Genomic DNA, 23611 nt, shown 5'->3' on the forward strand with positions numbered 1-23611 from the left:
CTCTCATCCCTTCGATTGTGCTGTGGGGAGATCACTTTTGCTTGAGGGCGATCGTACTCTTTAGTCTAAACTCCAGTTATTAGATTTAGCCCATAGGTAAATTTAAAAAGATTCCTTAAACAACCTCGCACTCCCAAAAAAAAAAGCAACAGCCATCTCCCAAGCGATTCGCGTCACCGCCATGTATCAACTGCCGGAATTCTCGACCAGGCTCAACAGCCACCAAGACGCGGGCTAGCAGTGCACACCCTACAGTTAGTAATTTGCACACTGGACACCCTGCGGATTATTTGTGTCGAATTAGCTCGTAAATTTCCACATAGTCTTTAGCTGGATATTTCCATGAATTGTCACAATTCATGCCTTGAAGCATGAGTTTTTCAAATTCATCATGATAGTCATACCACAATCCGATCGCCCGATCGAGCGCCGACTCTAAAGCAGAGTAGTCGGTTTGATAAAACACGTAACCATTGCGTTCTTCCGGGAGGTGGCGGGTGTCGTAATCTCGATCGAACACAGTATTCACCAAACCGCCAACTCCCCGCACCACAGGAACAGTACCGTACCTCAACCCAATCATCTGAGTCAGCCCGCAGGGTTCGTAATTACTGGGAACCACAATCATATCCCCACCCGCATAAATTAAGTGCGACAGTTCCTCATTAAAACCTAGTTCTAAATGGCAGTCTGGATTGTCATTTAAAAAGTATTTTTCGTGCTGGAAATGAGAGTTAATTCCCGCTTCCGTCGCGGAACCCAAAAGTACGAATTGCGCTCCCTTACTCAGAGAGTAATAAATTGCATGGTGAACGAGATGAACGCCTTTTTGGTCGTCCAAACGACCGATAAAGGTAATAATAGGTTTGTCAGCATCGCGCAGGAACAGCCGATCGCGCAAAGCTTTTTTAGTTTTGGCTTTTCCTGCCAAATCATCCTGATTGTAGTGCTGCGGAATATAGCGATCGCTATCGGGATTCCACACATCATAATCGATGCCGTTGAGCACCCCGCGAAACTTATCTTGATATAAATGCAATGTGTGGCCCAAACCGTAGCCAAACTCGCCCAGGTGAGCTTCCCAAGCGTGGTGCGGCGAAACTGTGGTGACAAAGTTCGAGTAAACAATGCCGCCTTTCATAAAGTTGAGGGCAAAAGGGTTAAAGTTATCTCGGAGGCGATCGTAATCAAAATAATAATCCGGTCTGTGCAAACCCGTTGCTTGCAAAATATCGCTACCTCCCATGCCTTGATGTTTGAAATTGTGAATGGTATAGCAGACTCGCTGATATTCCATCCAATTGTATTTGTATATTTCAAACAGCAAGACTGGAACCAAACCAGTTTGCCAATCGTGACAGTGAATCACATCGGGACGCTTGTTGCTTCTGAGCAAAAATTCCAAAGCGGCTTTGCTGAAAAATGCAAACCGCATATTGTCGTCATTGCAGCCGTAATAACAGCCGCGATTAAAAAAGTTATCTTGAGAGCGAGGTTCGATGAAAAAACACAACTGCCCATGCACCCAGCCACACAAGACATCACAGAGGATTTCGCCACCATACCAGGGCACAGCAAGATCCCGGTAGGCCTCGTGAAGTCCCCAAATGTGGTCGTACCTCATGCAGTCGTACTTGGGTAGAATAATCTCGACGCAGTGGCCGGAATTCTGCAACTCCCGACTCAAACCGTAAACTACGTCGCCTAAACCCCCTGCTTTGATGACGGGGGCGCACTCCGAGGCAATTTGTACAATGTACATTTTTTTTTCTCGCTCCTGGATGAATCAAAAAAATATTTTCTTAACTTGACAAAGTATTTGACACTCCCCTGCCTGAAGCCGAGGGGATTCTTAAGAACCGCAATCAAGCGTGGATCTTGATTCGTAATGGCTGTGCCAAACAGCCTCTAGACAGTCCGGTAAAACCATTCTGCTTACTTTTTCTGCCAATATTTGCAGCACCATTACAATCAGCGTTAATCAAATGTCCTTCCCAAGTCTGATACAATCCGCGCTTAACACGCTTGCCAGAAAATTGGTCAGTTGCTGGTTTGCCGGCATTGTAGACGGGCAAATCGTCACCATCCAAAGCGCTAGCCTTGCTTGTATACGATTCTTCCTGTTCAAGGTAGAGCAAGCCGTAACGCTCACAAAGCGATTTCAGCTTACCTCTCAAAGTGTGAAAAGGAATTTGGACAAAGTTCTGATTGTTGCGACTGCCAATATTGATTTCCTGCTTCTGGCCCAAATTGAACCCGACAATCACGCGCTCAATTTTCTGGGCAATGCAATGGTCAATAATCAGCCTTGCCGTTTTGTTGAGATAGTCCCTAACTTGATTGTTTCGATTGACAAGCAATCTAGCTTGACGCTCAGTGATCCGCTCAATCTTTTGTCTATCTTTGATAGATTGCAATCTGGCATTTTCTTTATTGAACCACTGGTTAATAGATTTAAGTTTACGACCATCCACAATAAAGGATGCCCCATTGGTGTCAACGCAAGTAGCCAAATTGTCCAATCCAAAATCAATCGAAATAGCGCTATCAACGACTGTTTCAACAGGTTCTGGTTCAACCTGGGAAACAAACTCGACTTCAAAGAATCGAGCATTGTACTTAGAATGTATCCGAACTTCTTTGATAGCTTCAGGATTGAGTCTCTCAGGGAATGGAATAGATACCGCTCCAAACAGCTTCTTGAAAGCATTCGACATCGGTACATTAAACCGTCCATCCTTAACCACTATCCGAGGAATTATCAATACAAAGTAGCCATCTTTGGGTAAGTAGTGAGGCAATCTCACCTTCGGTTGATAGCTGCCAGATTTAACAGCGCTAGTCAAGGCATAGAAACTGTGAAACGTTCTGTCTACTACTTTCAAAGTCTGTTGAGCAATATCCGTGTTTAGCAAACGATAGTTCTCGTTCTCTTTGCACAGATGGTAGGCAGATTCGTAACGCAAGTGTTTGCGCTCCTGAAAGTAGTATTGTCGAACAGTGTAAAGCCCTACATTGTAGAGATTTTTGCTAAGACGACACAACTCTCGCAGTGCCAAAAACTCAGACTTGTTTAGATTGCGGATTTGGTTCTTTTGAGTCAGGTACATCCTATTGGTCTCGCTGCATATTCTATTCTACAGCGAAACCTCTCAGCTTTCTGCTTAAATTGTGGCAAAAATGCAAAGCCGTCCTAGAAGGACGGGGTTTCCACCCATATTTTATGATGATTTCTAGGCAGATAAGCAAGTCGGCCATTGGGAATACAGGGAAAATAGGCGCTGGTAGCGGATGTTGAGACGGATTTGGGCGATAACTGGCAATAGCCCAACGGGGAAGGATATCATCGAGGCGAAGCTGCAAGCTCTCCTTCAAAGGAAAAATCATCGGTTGAGCAAGTCGAAAGTGCTGCAACTCGATCGCAAATTCCGCAAAATTTAACTCATTTTATCGCATTTGTCAACTCAATCTTTTGAGCCAAATCGCCATTTGTCTCGTCTAGTTCCGAATATCGATCGAATAACTCACTCAAAGCTTCTTCTCCAGCAATCTCTCCATTACTGACAAACTTCTCTACCTCCACTGAACCATCACTCAAAAATTCAATTTCCCACCGTTCCCCAGGTACAGCTACAATTACCATCAGAGCTTCATCGCGATGATGCGCTAAACTGTAATCGATAGCCTGTTTTTGCAATTTTTTCAAAAATAATATTACTTGGTCAAATCCATTATTTTTCATCTATCAAATCTCCGATCGCTCAACAATTTGCGAACCATCTTAAAGCCTGGGATATTTTATTCACCACCTCTTTCTATTTGCTCCCATATCATTTCGCTAAATTCTTCCCAACTTGGCGAATTTGCCGGAAGCTGTGCTTGTTTTATACTACCTTTTTTACCTTTGAGAATCTCAGACACTTTCATGCCTGCAAATTTGTGTGCGATCTTTCTTCCTCTTTATCTTACATAAATCCCACTCATCATTCTCATACCGATCGAAAAAAATGCAACAACTCAACCCAAACCCATAGCATCATTTTCACATACTAATAATTTACCTTTCCCTTGATAAAACCAAACATAACCCTCTCCACCGCCTTTCCCAAAATGACCTAATTTTCGATAATCTTCTTCAATCCCCTTGGTATATCCTTTAACCAAATCGCAATCAGCTATCAAAGTTTCACCTTGTTTGAGTTCGACAATCTTAGCAGGTGAATTTGTAGCTGCTACAACAGTAGCTTTTTGCTCGCGCAAAGCTGTAACAGCAATTCTCCACCTACCGTCATTAGAAGCAGCCACTTGTCGGAATTTCAGTTTTTTAGCACCGATAACTACATTGTCCGAACAAAACTGAAATATACCGTCATCAAACTCCCACTGCTCTGCATCCGAAAGCTCGATCGGCGTATAATGCAGGAAATAGCCTTTTTGTCTCGGTTCCAGTTTCACCGTACCAGTTCCTTGATATACGGGAGCGTTGTAATCCATTTCCGTTGTCAAAGATACCCACATATCTTTTAAACGGTTATCCGTTTTATAAACACCGGAAGTCAATTTTCCCATACACCAATGCAGCGCACCTTTTTGAATTATCACTCCCGAATTGTTTAAGTTAATTTCCGCTTGCTGAACGAGGGGAATATTCTTAGTGGGATGGTAAAACTTATTGGTTTCAGGATTGATGTTATTTTGGATGTACCACAAAGCTGTTGGTTCCAAAACTTTTATTTCGTATTTCATAATTTACCTCGCCTATTTACGTGAAATGTGTTAAACATTTGACCCGTGATTTGGGGCTGTCGCGATCCCGGACTTATCCGGTGGAATTTCTCTTTGGCAGACATCCTCTGCTACTGTTAAAGTATCTAGCTATATTAGCAATAGCAGACAGCGCCCCTCCACAAGTGTTGAGAAAAATTTATGCCTGCGATCGCACAATCTCCCAATTTACCGATTTTACAAGAAATCAACTCAGGATTGCCCAACATTTGCGGCTCCGAAGCAGAAATCAGTGCCGCAGCCAATAGCAACGAACCAATCTTTCTACCTACCACAAATCTGCGCCTCGAAAACATTCAAGCCGGATTCGCCTGCGCCCTCCATATGCACCAACCCACAATTCCTGCCGGTGCAAACGGCGAACTGATCTGCAATCTCCAGCATATGTTTGAACATCCCAACCAAGGAGATAACCACAATGCCGGAGTCTTCGCTTGGTGCTATTCTCGCATGGGAGAATTCATTCCCCAACTGATTGCTGAAGGCTGCAACCCGCGAATTATGCTCGACTATTCGGGCAATTTATTGTGGGGATTGCGCCAAATGGGACGCGACGATATCTTTGATAATCTCAAGCGCATCACCTGCAATCCTCAATATCAACCCCACGTAGAATGGCTGGGTACAATGTGGAGTCACGCCGTCATTCCCTCAACTCCCATTCCCGATATTAAACTTCAAATTCAAGCATGGCAACATCATTTTGCCGCCATTTTTGGCATAGATGCCCTGAAGCGGGTTAAAGGTTTTTCGCCCCCTGAAATGCACTTTCCCAATCACCCAGATACACTTTACGAATACATCAAAGCTTTGAAAGAATGCGGCTATCGCTGGTTGATGGTGCAAGAACATTCTGTAGAAAATCCCGACGGTTCGGGATTGTCGCAAGACCAAAAATATATTCCCAACCGTTTGGTGGCCCGCAATTCTCACGGCGAAACCATCAGTATCACTGCTTTGATTAAAACCCAAGGTTCGGATACAAAATTGGTGGGTCAAATGCAGCCTTATTACGAAGCGAAAGGACGCAATAAACAGCAAATTGGCAATGTCACAGTTCCTTCTTTAGTTACTCAGATTGCCGACGGCGAAAATGGTGGCGTGATGATGAATGAATTCCCCAGCGCTTTTGTCAAAGCTTGGCACGAAAACCGCGAACAAGGCGGGGGAAAATCCGGTGTTGTTGGTTTAAACGGCACTGAATATTTGGAGATAATTGAAGCGGCGGGCGTTAATCCTGATGATTATCCTGTTTGTCAGGGGATTAACCAGCACAAAATCTGGCAGTTAGTCGATCCTGATAGTGCTACACCGGAAAAGGTGGAAAGTGCGATCGCCCAACTCAAGCAAACAGACCACAATTTTCACATGGATGGTGCTTCTTGGACTAACGATTTGAGTTGGGTGAAAGGCTACGAAAATGTCTTGGAACCGATGAATCTACTCAGCGCTGCATTCCACAAAAAATACGACCCGCTGGTGCAGCAAGATGCCGCCGTTACTAAGCAGTTTGAATACCAACAAGCTTTGCTTTACAATTTGTTGGTGCAAACAAGCTGTTTCCGCTATTGGGGACAGGGAACTTGGACTGATTACGCGCGCGAACTTTACAACCGCGGCGCTGCTTTAATGAAGTAGCAGAATTTATTGTAGGGTGCCCCGGAAACCAACTGTTTGAGCTTCCTCAAATATCAGCGTTGACGCACCCTACATCTAGAAAAGTTTATTGATAAAGAGAGGACTAGAGTCCTCACTACAAACACGAACTTATCAATTACTGTCTACATTTCCTGCATCAACCGCAAATAGTTTTGCCGCATTTGCGTCATATTTTCCATCATTCTATTAGCCATATCTTTCTCAACATCGCTCATTTGCTGCCAAAATAAAGCCGATCGCCTCGCCATAATTGCTTCTTCCCAAAGCATCTCCAAAAGTTGCGCGGCCATTGGGTTTTCAGCATCGATAATCCCGCACAATTGCTCGAAGGCCCGGTTGGCTTCGTTGTGAGTGCTAACATCCTGAACCAGGGTTAGGCATTTTTTGAGTTGTACGATCGGATTTTCAGAAGAGTAAGCCATAATTTCACTGAGATAAGCGACAAAATTTACACTGATACCTTTGAGATTACTAGAGTTGTGACACAGCGGTAGAGTTCCCTACATACCACCGCCAAGGCAAATCCATTCCTTGAGAAATCCCGATCCGCGTAGTTTGCACAAAATTTATTGTACCCTCCTCCACAGCTTGCTGAAAGTTATCGCTCCGGTGTTCCAATCGCAGCGGTTGGCCTGCACCCAAGGGAAAACCGCTTAAAGTTCGATCGATCTGCAGCACCTTACACAGTTTCCCAGGCCCGGCGGCGAGGCGCGATCGCTTCTTCTCGGGAATTCCAGCGAATTCTTGGGGAAGCGCATCTAGCTGCAAAGCTCGAATCAGCACACCACTAGCAACTCCCTCTGCATCCGTCACCACATTAAAACAGTGATACATCCCGTAGATTAAGTAAACGTAGCTCATACCCGGAGGCCCGAACATCACCTCACTGCGAGGAGTGCGCTGTCGGTAAGCGTGACAAGCGGGATCTCCCGGGCCGTAAGCTTCGGTTTCGACAATCATTCCCCGAATTGTCTCGCCGTCAGGAAACTGCCGCACCAGAGTACAGCCGAGCAAATCTGGCGCTACGCTGGTAGATGGCCGCGCCAGCCAAAAAGATTCTACAATCTGAGTATTTGCACTCACTCAACAACAGCAGGTAAATTATGGACGTTAAGTTAGTTTTAGCAGTCTTGACAGCAGTTTTCACCGTTTGCTGTCTGTTCTTTGGTACAAAAAACGGATTCTACGATACTGACAAGTATCACGGCAACGGTTCTGCTCACTAATTTTAGGCTGCACTTAGTTGCTTAAAAAAACCGCCGGCTGACTCACAGGTGGCGGTTTTTTTTTAATGCACCACACAGACCACAGAGGACACAGAGAAAGAGAAAAGAGAGAGCAGAAAGAATGAAAAGAAGTTGGCAAGTAATGACACACCAGATTGCTTTATGGGCTGCCATTAAGGGTAAATTTTTCCATCTAGCATTTTAGCTTATTGCAAGCTAGCATTTGAGAAATCAGCGCATCCCATCAGGTTAAAACGCATTGTCGCTCCTTGCTCCGTTGCTTTCATATTGAAACCAACTACTGCATTTTCTGGGTTATTATTTTGGGGACGGCACTCACTTTAAAATCCATATTAGCTCCTTCTTCATTCGCATCAAAGTTGAAAGTGATGCCAGCACAGCCCAAATCAGCTCCCGTCATGTTGGCTCTATTTAAGTTTGCATTTTTGAGGTTGGGATTGGTAAAATTGGCTCCTGATAAGTTAGCGCCTTCTAGGTTGGCTCCCTGCAAGTTGACTCCATGCAAGTCTAATCCTTTTAAGTTGGCATTGCTGAAATTGCATTACGGACACTGTTTGGTTTGCAGCAATTCCTTGACTTGGTTTTGTTGATTTAAAAAAGTTAGATACTTGACCACACTAAATACAACTGCGATGGACAACCCAGCAGTAAATAAATTCTTTAATTTCATCAATATCCGAAAAGCTTGGGGGGCTTTCTGTCGCGGTTAATAGATTTCTCCAAGAGTGCGATCAACCTCTCCAGAATTTCCCAAAAAAAAGCAGGCATCTCCCACAAGCACTCTGCCGCAATTAAACACCGCCGGGCTTATAAATCCCGCCTCCTCTGCCCCGCCAGTGCTGCTTTGAGTTTCGGACTCCCCCCCTCCGTCTGCTTCACTTTGCTTTAACCAGCCCACAAACGGAATTTACTGTTACCCGAAGGCGCGCATTTGCATATACCTCCAGACTGAAATAAAAGAAACTTTATTTATATCCCTGGAATGAGTAAATCATCGAGAGATTACAGCATGATTAAATAGAAACGCAATACCGTACCTGCGCTGTTAAGTTCTCAGCAACTACTTTTGTCAAAAAAATTGCTTTGAGAAATTAATTTACTCTAAAAACTGTTGGCAGCAGCTCAGGTTCCTAAACCTCGCCAGAATATACCCTACCTATAATCCCGACAATTCGGAGCGGCAATGAACACAATCAAACCCGAACCAAAAAGATCGCGCTTCATGGCTCTGCTGCTGACAACGCTGCTGACATTTCCCTTTGTGACTGCTTGCGGTGCTAGCCAGCAAAGTTCCGTTCCCCCGCCTCCTGTTGACGATACTCGCGCTGGAGGAGTGCAAACTAATCGTGGCTCCACTCCTTCGCCACAAGCGAAAAAAGGACTGAGCAATGCTCAAAAAGTAGGGATTACTTTAGCAGGAGCCGCCGCCCTTTACTACATCTACAATCAGCACAAAAATAAACAAGAAAAGGGGCCGCAGGGAAAACATTACCTTTCCAAAAACGGTCGCGTTTACTACCGCGATGCCCAGAATCGCGCTCACTGGGTAACGCCCCCGCCTGGAGGAATTAAAGTTCCGGAGTCCGAGGCAGTGCGTTACCGCGAATTCCAGGGGTACAACAACCAAAATACCGGTCGAGACCTTACTACCTTGCCGGAAGCTACAAGTCCTGTTCCGGCACAGTAGTCTAAGCATTTGAGATTTTAGATTGCAGGTTCCCTGACTTTCAATTAAATCTGGGATTCCCAATCTAAAACAGTCGTTTTTCAACACATAAAAAAGAGGAACTTTATCATGGTAGACGGATTTTTGCGGAAGTTAAAAGATGCGATCGTCGGGCCAGACAGCGAGCAACTCGATCCTGATGGCAATTACCAAGATGCCTCCAATGCCGGACAGTACGGCAACGTGACTCCAGCCAGCCAAGACCCCTATGGCGACCCGGCTGAGTACGGAGAGTACGGCAACCTGACTCCAGCCAGCCAAGACCCCTACGGCGACCCCGCAGACTACGCCGGTTCTGGAGAGTACGGCAACCTGACTCCAGCCAGCCAAGACCCCTACGGCGACCCCGCAGACTACGCTGGTACCGACTACGGACAGTTCGGCAACCTGACTCCGGCCAGCGAAGACCCCTACGGCGACCCGGCTGACTACGTAGCGGATGCTGGAATGTTCGGCAATGTGAGCCCGGCCAGCGAAGACCCCTACGGCGACCCGGCGGATGAGGAAGGGTTTAGTTAAGTCAGTTGGCAAGAAAAATTACCTGGTAAGCAACAGCACCTCTGCGGGGGTGTTTTTTTTCTTGAGAACTAGCAGCATATGTTCTGTGATTGACAGATAAAAAAATCTTTATATTCTTTTCTTCTTTTTTCAAAATTCTTTTCTTTTGTGTTAACGTCTGAGAAGGACAGAAAATTTTAGGAGTTATGGCACAGGATGTTGGTCACGAACAGCACGTTAAGTGGCTCAAAGAGCAAATTGCCCAGCGGAAGTCGGAACTTGCTGAAGTACAGGCGGAAGCTGTACAACTAAAAGCAAGTATTGTTTATTACGAGGGTATGCTGGCGCTGGTGGCTCCTGATGAAGTGGCATCAACACCCACAGAGGTGTTTTCCGAAACAGAAACACTGACTTTGAATGGGAGCCAAGTAGCTTCAACAAGTTCTTTTTGTGGAGACGGACATCTAAAAGGAGGTCTACCCAATGTTAATCTTGCTTCTGAAGATGCCGATCTTGAAAAAGCAAGCTCTCAAAACAGACTTCAGCGCAACCCTGTGGAAATGAAGCGTCCTCAGTACGTGGGGCTGACCTTTGTAGAATCCATAGAAAAGGTGTTGAACGATAGTCAAGAGCCAATGCTAGTCGATCGGATTGTGGAAGCTATATTTGACGCGGAACCTGGAGAGGAATTCTTTAGAGCAAAAAATTCCTTGAGCGGAGAATTGCGGCGGGGTGCACACAACGAATATAAAAGGTGGAAGAAGCTTGGTAGAAATCTTTATGCTTCAAATTTGTGCAAGGAATGATCAGCGTCAAATAATACGAGGAACACGATGATGACACCGCAAATGAGATTTTCCTTAACAAACAGCGACGATGCTTTGAGTTCCTAATTCAAAGTATCGCCGCTGCATTTTACTTGGGGATGTGGCGGAACTGGAAAACGCATCCGGCTCCTAACCGGACAACCTGCCAGGGTTTTGTGGGTTCGAGTCCCACCATCCCCACAGATAACAACCTTGCTCGGTAGTGGCTTTGGGCTATACACCTGAGCTGCAAGAATTTAATTTCTTGCGGTCTAGACTTTCTTGTGCTTTTATCATAGCACATTTGTCAACCCTTAGCTCATACCACACGGTCAAAAATATGTCAAGACTGTTTTGGATTTTAGTGGAGAGTTTTTCCTTATGGGCAAATTACGAAATAAGAGCATGAATTACAAAGGTTTAGTGATTCATTGTCAGCAAAACGGTGGGCTAATCTGCCTGACCGATATGTGGAAAGCTGCCGGGTCTGTTAAATCCCAAGAGCTAGATAAGTGGTTGATACAGAAGCGTATCTGTGAACGGCTGTTGGAATTAGTGCTTGAAGCTAAGCTTGAGTTAAAACCCGTTGTCGAGAGAACTTTTGTAGAACAACCAGTCGCTAACTCTGCATGTAAAAAATACAGAGCTTGGGCAAGCCAAGTCAGAAAATTAGCTAAAGATGTTGGTCTGATATCAACTCGGGGAGGTATAGGCGGTGGAACTTATGCCATAGACAAGATAGCCATCGAATATGCCGAATCCTTGTCTACAGAGTTTCGTGATTGGGCGCGAAATGCTGTCAAAGAAAGGATTGAAGAAGAAGTAGATCCAGAACTCGGCGTTCGCCGTAGTCGCCAAAGGGCAGTTAAAAATTGGGAAAAGCAAGGCAAAAGCAGTGAATATATTGGAGCCCGTCTTGACTCTATTCCCAAAGAAGACTTCTACGAGGCAGCTTTGTATGAACATGGGGTTCAGGTTCCACTGCACTTTGCTCAGTGCAAGGCGAGGGTGTATCAGCCGATCATTGGCCGTACCGAAGATTTCCGAACAGCAAGAGGATTGAAAAAAGGACAAAATTGCAAAGATGGCATGACAATGGAGGAACTGGCTGCTACAGATTTTGCCAAAGTTCTCAGTGCCAAGCGGATCAACACGCTTAATCCTAATGGGGTGAGCTCATGCGCTAGCATCTCCCATTCCACAGCGCAGCAAGTTGCTAATCTGCTGAATCAGTAGCCTAGTTAATTGAGAGTCATGCTGCTTGCTTACGTTTACAAGCTGAATCCATCGCCCAAACAAGCTCAAACAATCGAGCGGTGGATTCATTTGCTTCGCTTGCAATACAACTTCAGAGTCAGAGAGCGGACAGAAGCCTACGAGCAAGCAAGATTCCCTGTTATGGGGAACTACTGCTTCATAGAAACTCAAGCCGAGTGTTGCCCCTTTGCTTGCTCGTTAAGCAAAGGTGCTTTGTACGGCAATCCTTGGACAGCAAAAGGCAAGAAAAGGACTCCGCTCGCTCAACAAGATGCCAATTTGGTTGACCTGAAGCAGGAGCGTCCTTGGTATAGAGAAATCTATCACCATGTTTTGCAACAAATGCTGAAACAGGTTGATGCTGCTTTTGGGCGCTTTTTCCGAGGATTAGGCAAATATCCGAAAACAAAGCGGCAGGGTAAATTTCGCTCTTTCACCTACCCGCCGGGAGATGTCGCCTTTAAAGGGAATAAAGTCCGACTTCCCGGTATTGGCTGGATGTCGTTTTTTCAGTCCCGACCGTTTCTTAATGGTTTCAGCATTCGTTCCGTCACTGTGCGGAAAAAAGCAGATTGCTTTTATATCTCTGTTCTGTTGCAAGATGAGTCGGTTCCAGATGTTCCTGCAGCGAATAAAGTTAAAACAGCAGTAGGAGTAGATCTGGGTATCAAGAAGTTAATGTCTCTCAGTACGGGACAAACCATTGCCAATCCCCGATTTTATCAACAGATGGAGCCGAAGCGATCGCGACTAAACCGTGCTGTCAGCCGCAAGGTTTTAGGTTCCCGCCGCAGAAGAAAAGCCTGCCAGCGCTTAGCAAAACTGGAACAAAAAGTTGCTAATCGACGAGAGGATTACCAATGGAAGATAGCTAATAGCTTGGTCAAGCAGTTTGACCTGATTGTGTTCGAGAATCTTAATATTCAAGGCATGATGGCACGCTGCAAACCAAAGCAGGATGAAAACGGAAAGTATCTGCCTAATGGTCAGTCTGCTAAATCTGGACTGAACAAAGCCATTGCTGATGCTGCTTGGGGTTCCTTAAAACAGAAAGTCAAGATTTTGTCCGAAAGGGCGGGCGTTCTGGTTCATGAAGCGGTGCCTCACTTTAGCTCTCAGCAATGCAGCGAGTGTGGGTATGTCAGTCCCACAAATCGAGATCAGGAAAAATTTATCTGTGAAGAATGCGGTCATCATGAGGATGCCGATGTTGATGCTGCAAAAGTTATTTTGCAGCGCGGTCTGGATGGACTGGGAATTTATTTGGATGCTGTACCGAGAGTCCCTCGGAAACAGGATAAAAGTACGCCCGAGGAGCCTGTTGGAAGACAGGGAAAATCATCCGCGTTGGTGGGTGAGCCTGGGAACCCTAAGAGAGTTCCAGCAATGGGAGTTATTTGAGTGGAGGGGAGTTTGAGCGATCAACTCTCAGCCTTGATGGCTGTCAATTGAAATCGGGTGTGTCTAACCAAGTTGCGATCGCCCAAAAATTAGGCATTTTCTCAAAAACGGAGAGGGTGGGATTTGAACCCACGGTGACATCACTGCCACACTCGGTTTCAAGCCGAGCGCATTCGACCACTCTGCCACCTCTCCTGGCGCATAAATTTTATCATACCAGCAAATGTCTCTAACTACAAATAGCTGCAGATTCAGCGCGCCGATAAAGAATTTGTTCTCTTTCTACCCCGAAATCTTCGCCTACCCATACCAGAGACACTTCCGACACTGCTCCATTTTCCAGCAGGACGATCGAGAAATTCCGGAGTTTCGAGCACTCTCTCTCCACAATTCGCGGTACGCTGGCCGCATTCAAATAAACTGTACCCTCCGCACTCACCTCCAGCGACTTCCGCAACTCCTGCTTCGTGTGCCGCAGTTTGTGGTGCATATGACCAAAAGTTACCAGCGGTATGTGCTTTCCTGTGGTACGAGTTCGATCGATCGCCTCCGCAAAATCCGGGTCGCCCCAATCCCCTCCCAAGGGCTTCCAATCCCGCCCGCAGGGGTCTTCAGGAGCCTCTCCCAACCCAGTCGGGCCCGTGTGACCCAAAAAAATCACATTTTCGCAGTCCGCCTCCGCCGCAGCTTCTGCAATGCGCCGTGCTGACTCTGCAAAACTTTCTACCCCAAACCACTCCGAGTAAAAATCCCCGTACTTCCACTCCGATCCCCCCCAAGTAAACGGGCGGCTTCCCACCACAGTTACGCCCAATTCGGGAAAATCCCGTTTCCCGTAACCGACGTGAGCTTCTCCCATTAAATCTAACTGTTGTTTTACCCAATTTTCTTGAGTGCGATCGTAAGGGCATTGACTGCGGCCCCACTCCGTGGCCGTGTACCAAGCGTCGTGGTTCCCAAACACCGCTGCTTTCGGAATGTCCAATTGGGCGATCGCCCGCACCACCTCCACCGACTCATTACCAAAATCCCCCACAAACAGCACCAAATCAACGCCCAGATGCTTCAGGGCCTCGCCGTCTTCAGGTTCCCAGCGATCGTGAACATCCCCCACCACCGCAATTTTTATAGATTTAGCTTTATTCATGTGATTTGTCATGTGCGATCGATCCCTAGCCCCTTCTTACTCAGCATAAGAAACAGCGACCAATTTTTGCACTCTCCCGCAGCATATTTTGGATTTGAGATTTGAGATTTTAGATTGGCTCCACTCAACAGCCAGCACTTTTTGGTGAATTCAACTATAATTCAAAATACACTTTAGCTGTCTTCGCCACCTTCCCCGGAATATTCTAACTGTGTTTACCACCGCACCTGCTCCGAACTTTACTCAAACCCGACTGCCCGACGACTTGTTTGCAGCCATTAACGCCCTCAAACAAGAGTTAAACGCCGTCATTCTCGCCCACTATTACCAAGACTCCGATATTCAAGACATCGCAGACTTCATTGGCGACTCCCTAGAACTTGCCCGCAAAGCCGCCAACACCAGCGCCGATGTCATAGTTTTTGCCGGAGTTCATTTCATGGCAGAAACCGCAAAAATTCTCAATCCCGACAAATTAGTATTGTTGCCAGACTTAAATGCGGGGTGTTCCCTGGCCGACAGTTGCCCTCCCGAAGCCTTTGCAGCTTTCAAAGCCGATCGACCAGGACATTTGGTAATTTCTTACATTAATTGTACCGCCGCAATTAAGGCAATGAGCGATATAATTTGCACCAGTTCTAACGCCGTTAAAATTGTCAACCAAATTCCTGAAAATCAGCCGATAATTTTTGGACCAGATCGCAATCTCGGCCGCTACGTCATGGAACAAACAGGCAGAAACATGGAGATTTGGCAAGGAGCTTGCATTGTCCACGAAAACTTCTCAGAAAAAAAGATAGTTCAACTCAAAATCGAAAATCCCGAAGCCGAAATAATTGCTCACCCAGAATGCGAACCTCCCGTGCTGCGCCACGCTAATTACATAGGCTCCACCACTGCTTTGCTCAAATATTCTCAAGCTAGTTCCAGCCAAGCTTTTATTGTCGCGACTGAACCGGGAATCATTCACCAAATGCAAAAGCAAGCTCCGCACAAACGCTTTATTCCCGCTCCTCCCAACAATAATAGTTGTGCTTGCAACGAATGCCCGCACATGAGATTAAATACCTTGGAAAAATTGTATCTAGCTATGAAAAATCAAACGCCTGAAATTACCATGCCCCTAGATATTCAACTAGCAGCTTTGCAGCCCATCCAACGAATGCTAGAAATGAGCTAACTGGTGGCTATTTTTCAGTAAATACATTGTATGCTGGGTTGGGCACGGCGATTAAATTAAGTCATTGCCTAACCCACCCACTCGGCACTTCGTGAAGCAGTGGTTAACTCTTTCTCTTACTCTACGGTTCATTCCTTTAAAACTCATCAACAATAAATGATACCAGAAAAACTGATTGTTTTCACCCGCTATCCCGAACCGGGAACAACCAAAACTCGACTAATTCCGGTGCTGGGAAAAACAGGCGCTGCCAACCTTCACCGCTTGATGGCCCAACGAACGATCGCCTGCGCGCTCTCTCTCCAAACATCCCGCCGATTATCCGTAGAAATTCACCGAGCCGGCGGCAGCCAACAACTGATGCAAGAGTGGTTGGGAAGTGATATTTCTTGTCAAAATCAAATAGACGGTGATTTGGGCGCAAGAATGACAGCAGCGTTTCAAAAGTCTTTTAATTCAGGAGTTGAGAAAACAGCAATTATCGGCACTGATTGTCCTGATTTGAAAGCCGAAATCATGGCACAAGCTTTTGAGGAACTGAGCCAGCACGATGTAGTTTTGGGCCCCGCAATAGACGGAGGTTATTATCTGATCGGGTTGCGGCGATCGATACCGGAATTGTTCGGTGGCATTCCCTGGGGAACCAGTGAAGTATTTGCTTGTACGCGGGCGATAGCCCAAAAGCTCGAGCTCAATATTGCTTATCTTCCCACTCTTACAGATATTGATCGACCAGAAGACCTCCTTGGTTTAGATATTAATATGTTGAATAACTAAACTCTATTTAAGGCTTCTCAACTATTAGAAAGAATCATATGCTTTTTAATAAAAATGCTTGCTTGTAAAACCGGAACGTCATAATATAGTAATTGTATTTGTCTAACCAAATGCTGAATTTCAGTAGCAGTTAGACAGCGCTTGGGACAATAGTCCCAGGCGCGAGAACAAGCCAAAAATTAGCAATTAAATTAGCAACTAACAGATCAGCTTTGTACAAAACCCGCCATGCCACAGGAAAGCCCAATGTAGGCGCGGGCCCGGCGTAAAAAATGAGCAACTAATAGCTGGGTTTTTTACCGCAAAACTGGGTCTAAAGCCCCGTCCTTATAGGACGGCTTTAATTTAGCCAAAACTGTGAATTAGTCTTTATATCCATCACAGCGACGTAAATGTTAGTATTTGGAGCCAAGCTAGAAGGAAAAAACGAGCAGTACGAACGGCTAGACGAAGCCATTCGTACTGCTCGTTTTATTCGGAATAGCTGCATCAGGTACTGGATGGACACAAAAGATGTAGGTCGCTACGACTTAAGCACTTATTGCGTAGTCTTAGCGAAGGAGTTTCCTTGGGCAGCCAAGCTCAACTCAATGGCAAGGCAAGCTTCTGCGGAAAGAGCTTGGTCAGCGATGGCGCGGTTTTTCGACAACTGCAAGAAAGCAAGACCCGGTAAAAAAGGTTTCCCGCGATTTAAAAAGCATGAAACACATGGTTCTGTTGAATACAAAACTTGTGGATGGAAACTTTCTGAAGACAGGCGAAATATAACCTTCACCGATGGATTTAAAGCAGGAAGTTTTAAATTATGGGGAACTCGTGACCTACACTTCTATCAGTTAAATCAAATCAAGCGGGTGCGCGTAGTTCGCCGAGGTGATGGATACTACGTGCAATTCTGTATTGATGCTGAACGAAATGAGAAGCGCGAACCTACTGGACGAACCATTGGTTTAGACGTAGGGCTAACGCATTTCTCTACAGACTCTGACGGAAATACCGTAGAGAATCCACGCCATCTGAGAAAGTCTGAAAAATCACTTAAAAAGCTTAATCGGAGACTCTCTAAAACTCAGAAAGGCTCTAAAAATAGAGTTAAGGCTCGGAATCGTTTAAGCAGAAAACACCTCAAGGTAAGTAGGCGACGTAAAGACTTTGCCGTGAAATTAGCAAGGTGCGTAATCCAGTCCAACGACTTGGTAGCCTACGAAGACTTGTCGGTGCGTAACATGGTTAAAAACAGAAAGTTGTCTAAGTCTATATCCGATGCAGCTTGGACAGCTTTTAGAAATTGGGTTGAATATTTTGGCAAAGTATTTGGGGTGGCGACTGTTGCAGTGCCGCCACACTATACAAGTCAAAATTGTTCTAGTTGCGGGAAAGTCGCGAAGAAATCGTTAAGTCAAAGAACACATATTGGTCCACATTGTGGATTTGTCTTAGAGCGAGATTGGAACGCCGCTCGCAATATATTAGAACTAGGATTGCGTACCGTGGGGCACACGGGAACCTCAAACGTCTCTGGAGACATCGACCTCTGTTTGAGTGAGGAAACTCCTTCAAATAAGTCGGGTCGTAGAAAGAGGAAGTCTAAACAGTGATGTTTAGAATCACCGTGGCTTTAGCCCGGTGAGGATGTCAACAAACTCTCCCACGTTAAGGCCAAATGTAGGGGCGAGCCCGGTGTCAAAAATGGGCAAAATCAGCTTTGTACAAAACCCGCTCTCTCTCACGGGCTGCTTAATTCTGTATGTCGCCAGAAAATCCCAATCTCAAAATTTCCATTATCATTCCAGTCTTAAACGAAGCATCTACAATTGCCCCAGTCATCTCCACCGCGCTTGAGGCCCAAAATGTCGAAATAATTGTCGCTGACGGCGGCAGCAGTGACGGTACTACAGATATAGCAAAATCTTTGGGCGTCCGAGTTATCTCCACCGCCCCAGGCCGTGCAGCCCAAATGAATGTAGGTGCCGCCGCCGCTACTGGAGAGATATTGCTGTTTCTCCACGCCGACACTCTTTTGCCTAGCGGGTACGACGATAGCGCGCGTCGGGTACTAGCTAATCCCTGTACGGTAGCGGGGGCCTTTGAACTCAAGATTGACGCCCGCAGTCTCAGCCTCCGGTTGGTAGAAACAGGGGTAAACTGGCGATCGAACTTTCTGCAAATGCCCTACGGCGACCAAGCTATTTTCCTCCACGCAGTTACCTTTGACAAAATTGGCGGTTTTCCCGACTTGCCACTGATGGAAGACTTTGAATTCGTGCGCCGATTGAAAAAACAAGGCCGCATTGAAATAGTACCCCAGCCAGTCCTGACATCCGCCCGTCGCTGGCAGCAGCTTGGGGTCATCAAAACCACCGCCATTAATCAAATAGTAATCATCGCTTATTTCCTGGGAGTGTCGCCCGATCGACTCGCTTTCTGGTATAAGAGGCAAAAGAAAAATTCTTCCAAAAACTAAAGAATAGTGAACTTTTCTAAAGCTCGCCGTTAATTATGTAAATAGGAAACACGTCCCTGCGTAAAATATGACTTGAACGCCTCAACTTTTTAAACTGCGAGGACAAACAGAATATGGCCGATCCCAGAGATGCAGAGCTTATTAAACCCTTTAACGGCGACCCCTTCACGGGTCATCTAGCAACTCCCATCAGTGCTTCTGATTTCACAAAAGCATTCATTGGGAACTTGCCCGTCTACCGCAAAGGACTCTCGCCCCTAATTCGAGGCCTAGAAATTGGTTTGGCACACGGTTATTTCCTCGTCGGCCCCGAAATCGTCTTCGGCCCCCTGCGGGATTATCCAGAAGCAGCTAATCTCGGAGGATTATATACAGCCCTCGTCTTAGTTCTGCTTGGCACACTAGGTATGTCTGCTTATGGTTTAGTCTCTTTCAAACAAGACAACACCAGCTACCCTAGCGCTAATCCCATGACCCCTGATGCCCTCAGAAATGCTGAAGGCTGGAGCCAGTTTACCGGTGGTTTCTTCATTGGTGGAATGGGTGGTGTCTTTGTTGCCTACTTCTTACTCGAAAACTTTAACGGCGTTGATGCCATTTTCCGGGGCTTAGTCAACAATTAGACTCGACTCCCAAATATCCCTGTTGGAACACACTAACTTTAGTTTGGAGAATTTGATATGACAGGTTCCTACGCTGCCTCTTTCTTGCCTTGGATTTTGATTCCCCTAATTACCTGGGTGATGCCGGTTGTGGTAATGGGTTTGTTGTTTATCTACATTGAAAGCGACGCCTGAGCCTTACCCCTAAAGTAAGACCTAAGTTGGAAAGCCGAAGTAAGACCATTGAGGAACAATTGCTCTGACATTTCTAGATAAATCTAGGGAAAATCAGCAAAAATTGTTTTGAGATTGCTGGCGATCATAAAACTTAGTTTCTTTACCCCCATCTCCAGAATTTATCTGTAGAGCAATCTTTGAGTTTTCTTCCTTCAGAACTCGTAATTGCAAAAAAATCCTCTGCCTGCAGGCAGAGGATTTTTTTGCAAAGAAGACAAATCATCCGCTCAGAGCACACAAATTGCTAAATTCTGAGCCACAATTGTTATGGAAACCTACTAATGAGGAGACAGCGATGCAATTTTCCCCCGCACGCCGCATCTTAGCTCCATTCCTGATCTCGGTACTGCTGTTAGTGACCGCCTGCGGTCAAACCCAAGCCCCCTCCCGCTGGGACAAAGCCCAGCAGGAAAGCACCCAAAAACCTGGTAAAGCACAGCAGACAACTGCTGATAAATCAAGTGCGAGTAATCAAAACCTGCCCAAGAAGGCAGTGGCAGGCGGTAAGTTAAATAAATACTTCCCGGCTTCTGGCGGTGGATTCGATCGCGTCTTCGCTCAAGAAAAATCCGGTTTTGCGGAAGCTAAGTTGAACAAAGGCGGTAAAAATGTCGCGGTGCTGTCGATTAATGACATCGCCGGCAACCCCAGCGCAGGTGCAAAATTTAAGCAAAGTACCAAGCAAATCAGCGGCTATCCCGCCGTTAATCAGGGTGCTAATATCACTGCTGTTTTAGTGGCAAATCGCTATCAGGTGAAAGTTCAATCCCGCAATCCCTCTTTTACCGCTAGCGATAGGGAAGCTTGGCTGTCAAAATTTAACCTGGGCGGCCTCGCGCGCCTCAAGTAGCAACGTCTTTTGTCAAACTCCGCGCCCGACTCAAGTCTGGCGCTATCACCACTAAGTCTGCCAGAATGAGACTGTGAAGTTCTTGGCATCTGCCAAAAGTAATACCTTTGATTCCAGTTCCAGCAAAAGGAGTTTTTTGTGAGCAAAACAGTCTTTGAATTAGTCGATCAACTGCCTCAAGACAACATGACTGTCAAAGCCCTGCGAGCGCTTGACTTTGTGGTTCCCGGTGAGTGGAACAATTTAGTTGGCTTTGAAAATACCATTCGCACCGTTACTGGCGAAACAGACGAAGAACTGATTCAGCAAATTGGCGAGCGCGCCATCTACCTCTACAACGATAAATCTGAGGGCTACCAGCGTGCTCTCTGGCTCTACCAAACTATTGACAGTGCCTCTAGCGCCCTCGGTACCGCAGCCCTCGCTAACAAAGTCTCCCAAAATGTGCCGTTTTTGTCCCTGCTGGGCAATCTCACTCCCAAGCCGGAAAAAGCTCAAACGATCGACCTTTCTTTGAAGTTAGTCACAGAGTTGCTAGCTTTTTGCCAAATTAACGGCCTTCCCGGCGACAGCATTGGCGATTTTGCTGCTTCCTTGGGCGACTACGGCGGCGAATCCCTGATGCGGATGGCTGCTTTGGTTTGTTTCGATGGTTTGATTCCCCTGGGCCCAGACTTTATCATGGCAACTCAGTCTTGGATTCAGAGACTCTCCCCCAGCGATTTGCAAGATAATTCGGCCTTTAAGTCGATCGGCAGCATGATTCCAGGGGGCTCTCCCGCAGGCCAACTCGGCTTTATCGGCGAAAGCTTTAACTCGGTTTCTGGCTGGATGAGCTCTTTTGTGAGCGATCGAGGTTTGACTCCCCAAAACGTACTTGGCCACTTGCAGAGTTTTGTGGAAATTTCTGCTGACAAGGTGGACTACGTGGGCGCATTCCTCGACATGACTACCAACTACTACGAACACACCGGTGTTCAAACTCTAGCCCGCCGTTTGATTGAACGAGCTGTCGCTGAGATTTAGAATAACCAAAGGAGTTGTGATATTGGCGGTCGATCGCCCTGTGAGAGTGTTTTCAGTTCAAATTTTTTTGACTAGCCATTCTCTCTGGTTGGTTTGCGATAAAATGTGTGCCCTCAAGAAAGTCGATCGCCCGCTTGCTCAACTCCCAACTCCTTACCGAATCACTTTTAACAGGAAGCGTTAATGTCAGAAGAACCGAAAAATCCTACCGCTGGCGAATCGGAAACTCCCAGTGCGTCGATCAAGAACGCCCCGAGTTCCGACACTGCCGAGACAACCGACTTTCCCAGCGCTGACCAGCCTCAGCCGGCTGCTAAAAAGCCCAAAGAACCGAAAAATCCTACCGCTGGCGAATCGGAAACTCCCAGTGCGTCGATCGAGAACGCCCCGAGTTCCGACACTGCCGAGACAAGCGACTTCCCCAGCACTGACAAGCCTCCAGCGGCTGCTAAAAAGCCCGCAGCCAAGACCGAAGGCGACAAGCCCCCAGCTAAAGCTAAAAAGGAAAAAGCACCTGCTGTTGAAGACAAGCCCTTTGCGGAATTTATTCAACAAGATTATTTGCCCGCTTTGCAAACTGCTTTGACTAAGCAGGGCGTTAAGGATTTAGAGGTGAGTTTTACCAAGCAAAAATTCCCCGTTTTTGGCATGAGTTCCGCCGGGGATTGCTGGCAGGTAATTGGTAAATTCCAAGAAGGAGAGCGCCAATTTAACCTGTATTTTCCTCAAGAAAATATTCAAAGTCAAAGAGCATTTTCCTGCGCGGAAAATAAGACCCAAACCAGCACTTTAGAGCCTTTTTTGATAGATGAGCGCAAGGTAACACTAGACCTCATGGTGTTTGGCGTCGTCCAGCGGCTTAACGCTCAAAAATGGTTAAATCTTAATTAGTCATTAGTCATTAGTCATTAGTTATTAGTCGTTAGTGGCTTGTCTTCGGGGACTTACTAATGAGTGTCAGGGCGGGTTAATTGTAATATAAACTTTACCCCTCGCCCCATCTCTAATTTTGCCCCGACTGACTCAGAAGTGAGAACTCATAGCTAATGACTATTGACTATTGACTAATGACTAATGACTAATGACAGATTTTCTTCGGATTTGGTCAAAAAATTGCGAGCTTGCATAATCCCGTAAAGGTTAACATCTGTTTCTAACAAACAAGCGTGACCGCTGTTAGCCAGCACCACCATTTCAGCTTTGGGAATTACCTTGACTAAAAGCTTCGCTTCTACTAGGGAAGGCAGCAGCCGATCTGCACCGCTAGCAATTACTAGCGTCGGCTGTTTGATGCCGCGCAACTGATTTTCGTCAACATTAAACGATCGCACTAACGCCAATCTCCACACAGACGTATTTTGCGGTACTGCTTGCATCGCTTCTAGCAAAGCGCGCCGATCGTCGCGCCCAATCTTTCCTAATGATGCTAATATCGGCAATAAACCGATTACCGACAGCGGATAAAGGTTTGCCGGCAGCCACTGAGTCAGGTACGATCCCCACTGCACCCAAGGCTGCTGTCGAAACGAAGAAGCTGGATTGACTAATATTAATCGATCGCACAATTGAGGAGCTTCTAAAACAGTTTTCATCGCTAAACAGCCCCCAAATGACTCGCCACACAGATAAACCGGCCGCTTCGGCTTTCCCGCTTGCTTTTCTGCTTCAATTAAGGCAATTGTTTCGCTAACCAGTACCTCCCAACTAGCCATGTCGTCAGCCGGTACAGTTAAGCAGCGAATGTCGAAATGATTTGCTAATTTAGCAATTTGGGGCCTCAGCAGCAAACCACTGCCATCCATACCGGGCAGAAATACAAATAAAGGGCGCTCTGGTTTCGGCGGTTTGGGGGTTAGGAAACGAACCTTGTTGTTAGCATTTGCCATGATTCAAGTCAATCGATTTTAGATTTTAGATTTTAGATTTTAGATTGGAAATCTGACACCAGC

At 46.2% G+C, this 23611-nt stretch carries 26 protein-coding genes, 2 tRNA genes and 1 pseudogene; 18 read left to right on the top strand and 11 right to left on the bottom strand.

Annotated elements, in window-relative coordinates; genetic code table 11:
* Positions 1–286 precede the first annotated feature (286 nt).
* Both glgA and QUA34_RS12060 read right to left on the bottom strand, forming a co-directional pair.
* Positions 287–1762 (bottom strand): glycogen synthase GlgA, encoded by a 1476-nt coding sequence (gene glgA / locus QUA34_RS12055; RefSeq protein ID WP_333386853.1) that lies wholly within the window; start codon positions 1760–1762, stop codon positions 287–289.
* Between the two features lie 103 nt (positions 1763–1865).
* Positions 1866–3110: a transposase gene (locus QUA34_RS12060; protein ID WP_333325728.1), complete on the bottom strand. Its 1245-nt coding sequence runs from the start codon at positions 3108–3110 to the stop codon at positions 1866–1868.
* Positions 3111–3291: 181 nt separating this feature from the next.
* Here QUA34_RS12060 and QUA34_RS12065 point away from each other — a divergent pair, with 181 nt between their 5' ends.
* Positions 3292–3441: a hypothetical protein gene (locus QUA34_RS12065; RefSeq protein ID WP_333325730.1), complete on the top strand. Its 150-nt coding sequence runs from the start codon at positions 3292–3294 to the stop codon at positions 3439–3441.
* 1 nt (position 3442) lies between these two features.
* On the opposite strand, the gene QUA34_RS12070 is transcribed toward QUA34_RS12065, so the two are convergent.
* The 3 genes from QUA34_RS12070 to QUA34_RS12080 all read right to left on the bottom strand — a co-directional run bounded on the left by QUA34_RS12070 (position 3443) and on the right by QUA34_RS12080 (position 4746).
* The gene (locus tag QUA34_RS12070; RefSeq protein ID WP_333386856.1) at positions 3443–3742 is read right to left on the bottom strand and encodes a hypothetical protein; all 300 of its coding nucleotides are present in this window, start codon (positions 3740–3742) and stop codon (positions 3443–3445) included.
* Positions 3743–3798: 56 nt separating this feature from the next.
* Positions 3799–3927, bottom strand: a complete 129-nt coding sequence (locus QUA34_RS12075; RefSeq protein ID WP_333386859.1) for a hypothetical protein — start codon at positions 3925–3927, stop codon at positions 3799–3801.
* A 90-nt stretch (positions 3928–4017) separates the two neighbouring features.
* A complete protein-coding gene (locus QUA34_RS12080) occupies positions 4018–4746 on the bottom strand; it encodes an AIM24 family protein (RefSeq protein ID WP_333386862.1) in 729 nt (242 codons plus the stop codon).
* A 180-nt stretch (positions 4747–4926) separates the two neighbouring features.
* Between QUA34_RS12080 and QUA34_RS12085 the strand changes: the two genes are divergently transcribed.
* Positions 4927–6423 carry a glycosyl hydrolase family 57 gene (locus QUA34_RS12085; RefSeq protein WP_333386866.1) on the top strand — a complete coding sequence of 499 codons (1497 nt, stop codon included), beginning with the start codon at positions 4927–4929 and terminating at the stop codon, positions 6421–6423.
* 143 nt (positions 6424–6566) lie between these two features.
* On the opposite strand, the gene QUA34_RS12090 is transcribed toward QUA34_RS12085, so the two are convergent.
* Together QUA34_RS12090 and QUA34_RS12095 are read right to left on the bottom strand one after the other, a co-directional pair.
* A complete protein-coding gene (locus QUA34_RS12090; RefSeq protein ID WP_333081447.1) occupies positions 6567–6866 on the bottom strand; it encodes a hypothetical protein in 300 nt (99 codons plus the stop codon).
* 49 nt (positions 6867–6915) lie between these two features.
* Positions 6916–7527 carry a DNA-3-methyladenine glycosylase gene (locus QUA34_RS12095; protein ID WP_333325737.1) on the bottom strand — a complete coding sequence of 204 codons (612 nt, stop codon included), beginning with the start codon at positions 7525–7527 and terminating at the stop codon, positions 6916–6918.
* A 20-nt stretch (positions 7528–7547) separates the two neighbouring features.
* Here QUA34_RS12095 and QUA34_RS12100 point away from each other — a divergent pair, with 20 nt between their 5' ends.
* Complete coding sequence (locus QUA34_RS12100) at positions 7548–7670, top strand: hypothetical protein (protein ID WP_006633228.1); 123 nt, start codon at positions 7548–7550, stop codon at positions 7668–7670.
* A gap of 298 nt (positions 7671–7968) precedes the next feature.
* Here QUA34_RS12100 and QUA34_RS12105 read toward each other — a convergent pair.
* Positions 7969–8220: pseudogene (locus tag QUA34_RS12105) on the bottom strand (pentapeptide repeat-containing protein); the annotation flags it as partial.
* A gap of 654 nt (positions 8221–8874) precedes the next feature.
* On the opposite strand from QUA34_RS12105, the gene QUA34_RS12110 reads away from it, so the two are divergent.
* The 6 genes from QUA34_RS12110 (at position 8875) to QUA34_RS12135 (ending at position 13379) form a co-directional block, all read left to right on the top strand.
* On the top strand, positions 8875–9378 hold the full coding sequence (locus QUA34_RS12110; RefSeq protein ID WP_333386870.1) for a hypothetical protein: 504 nt from the start codon (positions 8875–8877) through the stop codon (positions 9376–9378).
* Between the two features lie 108 nt (positions 9379–9486).
* A complete protein-coding gene (locus QUA34_RS12115) occupies positions 9487–9936 on the top strand; it encodes a translation initiation factor (protein WP_333308544.1) in 450 nt (149 codons plus the stop codon).
* 185 nt (positions 9937–10121) lie between these two features.
* Positions 10122–10721: a hypothetical protein gene (locus tag QUA34_RS12120; RefSeq protein WP_333386873.1), complete on the top strand. Its 600-nt coding sequence runs from the start codon at positions 10122–10124 to the stop codon at positions 10719–10721.
* A 115-nt stretch (positions 10722–10836) separates the two neighbouring features.
* Positions 10837–10922 (top strand) — tRNA-Arg (locus QUA34_RS12125).
* A gap of 180 nt (positions 10923–11102) precedes the next feature.
* A complete protein-coding gene (locus QUA34_RS12130; RefSeq protein WP_333386876.1) occupies positions 11103–11957 on the top strand; it encodes a KilA-N domain-containing protein in 855 nt (284 codons plus the stop codon).
* Between the two features lie 18 nt (positions 11958–11975).
* Positions 11976–13379, top strand: coding sequence for a transposase (locus QUA34_RS12135; RefSeq protein WP_333386879.1), 1404 nt, complete (start codon positions 11976–11978; stop codon positions 13377–13379).
* A gap of 108 nt (positions 13380–13487) precedes the next feature.
* Here QUA34_RS12135 and QUA34_RS12140 read toward each other — a convergent pair.
* A tRNA-Ser gene (locus QUA34_RS12140) sits at positions 13488–13574 on the bottom strand.
* A gap of 34 nt (positions 13575–13608) precedes the next feature.
* Positions 13609–14526: a TIGR04168 family protein gene (locus QUA34_RS12145; protein ID WP_333386883.1), complete on the bottom strand. Its 918-nt coding sequence runs from the start codon at positions 14524–14526 to the stop codon at positions 13609–13611.
* Between the two features lie 211 nt (positions 14527–14737).
* Here QUA34_RS12145 and nadA point away from each other — a divergent pair, with 211 nt between their 5' ends.
* From nadA to QUA34_RS12190, 9 genes are all read left to right on the top strand, one after another.
* Positions 14738–15706 (top strand): quinolinate synthase NadA, encoded by a 969-nt coding sequence (gene nadA / locus QUA34_RS12150; RefSeq protein ID WP_333386886.1) that lies wholly within the window; start codon positions 14738–14740, stop codon positions 15704–15706.
* Positions 15707–15862: 156 nt separating this feature from the next.
* Positions 15863–16483, top strand: a complete 621-nt coding sequence (locus QUA34_RS12155) for a TIGR04282 family arsenosugar biosynthesis glycosyltransferase (RefSeq protein ID WP_333386889.1) — start codon at positions 15863–15865, stop codon at positions 16481–16483.
* 392 nt (positions 16484–16875) lie between these two features.
* On the top strand, positions 16876–18081 hold the full coding sequence (locus tag QUA34_RS12160) for a transposase (RefSeq protein ID WP_333325764.1): 1206 nt from the start codon (positions 16876–16878) through the stop codon (positions 18079–18081).
* Between the two features lie 149 nt (positions 18082–18230).
* Complete coding sequence (locus tag QUA34_RS12165; protein ID WP_333325767.1) at positions 18231–18947, top strand: TIGR04283 family arsenosugar biosynthesis glycosyltransferase; 717 nt, start codon at positions 18231–18233, stop codon at positions 18945–18947.
* A gap of 113 nt (positions 18948–19060) precedes the next feature.
* A complete protein-coding gene (locus QUA34_RS12170) occupies positions 19061–19570 on the top strand; it encodes a photosystem I reaction center protein subunit XI (protein WP_333081456.1) in 510 nt (169 codons plus the stop codon).
* Between the two features lie 57 nt (positions 19571–19627).
* Positions 19628–19744, top strand: coding sequence for a photosystem I reaction center subunit VIII (locus tag QUA34_RS12175; protein WP_333042098.1), 117 nt, complete (start codon positions 19628–19630; stop codon positions 19742–19744).
* A gap of 337 nt (positions 19745–20081) precedes the next feature.
* Positions 20082–20636, top strand: a complete 555-nt coding sequence (locus tag QUA34_RS12180; protein ID WP_333325769.1) for a hypothetical protein — start codon at positions 20082–20084, stop codon at positions 20634–20636.
* Between the two features lie 138 nt (positions 20637–20774).
* The gene (locus QUA34_RS12185; protein ID WP_333325772.1) at positions 20775–21662 is read left to right on the top strand and encodes a hypothetical protein; all 888 of its coding nucleotides are present in this window, start codon (positions 20775–20777) and stop codon (positions 21660–21662) included.
* Between the two features lie 183 nt (positions 21663–21845).
* The gene (locus tag QUA34_RS12190; protein WP_333386894.1) at positions 21846–22553 is read left to right on the top strand and encodes a DUF2996 domain-containing protein; all 708 of its coding nucleotides are present in this window, start codon (positions 21846–21848) and stop codon (positions 22551–22553) included.
* Positions 22554–22726: 173 nt separating this feature from the next.
* Here the strand turns inward: QUA34_RS12190 and QUA34_RS12195 are convergent, their stop codons facing one another.
* On the bottom strand, positions 22727–23548 hold the full coding sequence (locus tag QUA34_RS12195) for an alpha/beta hydrolase (RefSeq protein WP_333325777.1): 822 nt from the start codon (positions 23546–23548) through the stop codon (positions 22727–22729).
* Between the last annotated feature and the right edge of the window lie 63 nt (positions 23549–23611).

Source organism: Microcoleus sp. POL10_C6 (assembly GCF_036701585.1).
Classification (GTDB): Bacteria; Cyanobacteriota; Cyanobacteriia; order Cyanobacteriales; family Microcoleaceae; genus Microcoleus.

What these genes read in the sequence shown, in the direction of transcription:
- QUA34_RS12145 (WP_333386883.1), bottom strand. Translation starts at nt 14,526, where the DNA reads ATGAATAAAGCTAAATCTATAAAAATTGCGGTGGTGGGGGATGTTCAC.
- QUA34_RS12195 (WP_333325777.1), bottom strand. Translation starts at nt 23,548, where the DNA reads ATGGCAAATGCTAACAACAAGGTTCGTTTCCTAACCCCCAAACCGCCG.
- QUA34_RS12160 (WP_333325764.1), top strand. Translation starts at nt 16,876, where the DNA reads ATGTTAGTATTTGGAGCCAAGCTAGAAGGAAAAAACGAGCAGTACGAA.
- glgA (WP_333386853.1), bottom strand. Translation starts at nt 1,762, where the DNA reads ATGTACATTGTACAAATTGCCTCGGAGTGCGCCCCCGTCATCAAAGCA.
- QUA34_RS12130 (WP_333386876.1), top strand. Translation starts at nt 11,103, where the DNA reads ATGGGCAAATTACGAAATAAGAGCATGAATTACAAAGGTTTAGTGATT.
- QUA34_RS12135 (WP_333386879.1), top strand. Translation starts at nt 11,976, where the DNA reads ATGCTGCTTGCTTACGTTTACAAGCTGAATCCATCGCCCAAACAAGCT.
- QUA34_RS12120 (WP_333386873.1), top strand. Translation starts at nt 10,122, where the DNA reads ATGGCACAGGATGTTGGTCACGAACAGCACGTTAAGTGGCTCAAAGAG.
- QUA34_RS12110 (WP_333386870.1), top strand. Translation starts at nt 8,875, where the DNA reads ATGAACACAATCAAACCCGAACCAAAAAGATCGCGCTTCATGGCTCTG.
- QUA34_RS12080 (WP_333386862.1), bottom strand. Translation starts at nt 4,746, where the DNA reads ATGAAATACGAAATAAAAGTTTTGGAACCAACAGCTTTGTGGTACATC.
- QUA34_RS12170 (WP_333081456.1), top strand. Translation starts at nt 19,061, where the DNA reads ATGGCCGATCCCAGAGATGCAGAGCTTATTAAACCCTTTAACGGCGAC.
- QUA34_RS12165 (WP_333325767.1), top strand. Translation starts at nt 18,231, where the DNA reads ATGTCGCCAGAAAATCCCAATCTCAAAATTTCCATTATCATTCCAGTC.
- QUA34_RS12085 (WP_333386866.1), top strand. Translation starts at nt 4,927, where the DNA reads ATGCCTGCGATCGCACAATCTCCCAATTTACCGATTTTACAAGAAATC.
- QUA34_RS12155 (WP_333386889.1), top strand. Translation starts at nt 15,863, where the DNA reads ATGATACCAGAAAAACTGATTGTTTTCACCCGCTATCCCGAACCGGGA.
- QUA34_RS12190 (WP_333386894.1), top strand. Translation starts at nt 21,846, where the DNA reads ATGTCAGAAGAACCGAAAAATCCTACCGCTGGCGAATCGGAAACTCCC.
- QUA34_RS12075 (WP_333386859.1), bottom strand. Translation starts at nt 3,927, where the DNA reads ATGAAAGTGTCTGAGATTCTCAAAGGTAAAAAAGGTAGTATAAAACAA.
- QUA34_RS12070 (WP_333386856.1), bottom strand. Translation starts at nt 3,742, where the DNA reads ATGAAAAATAATGGATTTGACCAAGTAATATTATTTTTGAAAAAATTG.
- QUA34_RS12100 (WP_006633228.1), top strand. Translation starts at nt 7,548, where the DNA reads ATGGACGTTAAGTTAGTTTTAGCAGTCTTGACAGCAGTTTTCACCGTT.
- QUA34_RS12065 (WP_333325730.1), top strand. Translation starts at nt 3,292, where the DNA reads ATGTTGAGACGGATTTGGGCGATAACTGGCAATAGCCCAACGGGGAAG.
- QUA34_RS12090 (WP_333081447.1), bottom strand. Translation starts at nt 6,866, where the DNA reads ATGGCTTACTCTTCTGAAAATCCGATCGTACAACTCAAAAAATGCCTA.
- QUA34_RS12115 (WP_333308544.1), top strand. Translation starts at nt 9,487, where the DNA reads ATGGTAGACGGATTTTTGCGGAAGTTAAAAGATGCGATCGTCGGGCCA.
- QUA34_RS12180 (WP_333325769.1), top strand. Translation starts at nt 20,082, where the DNA reads ATGCAATTTTCCCCCGCACGCCGCATCTTAGCTCCATTCCTGATCTCG.
- QUA34_RS12060 (WP_333325728.1), bottom strand. Translation starts at nt 3,110, where the DNA reads ATGTACCTGACTCAAAAGAACCAAATCCGCAATCTAAACAAGTCTGAG.
- QUA34_RS12175 (WP_333042098.1), top strand. Translation starts at nt 19,628, where the DNA reads ATGACAGGTTCCTACGCTGCCTCTTTCTTGCCTTGGATTTTGATTCCC.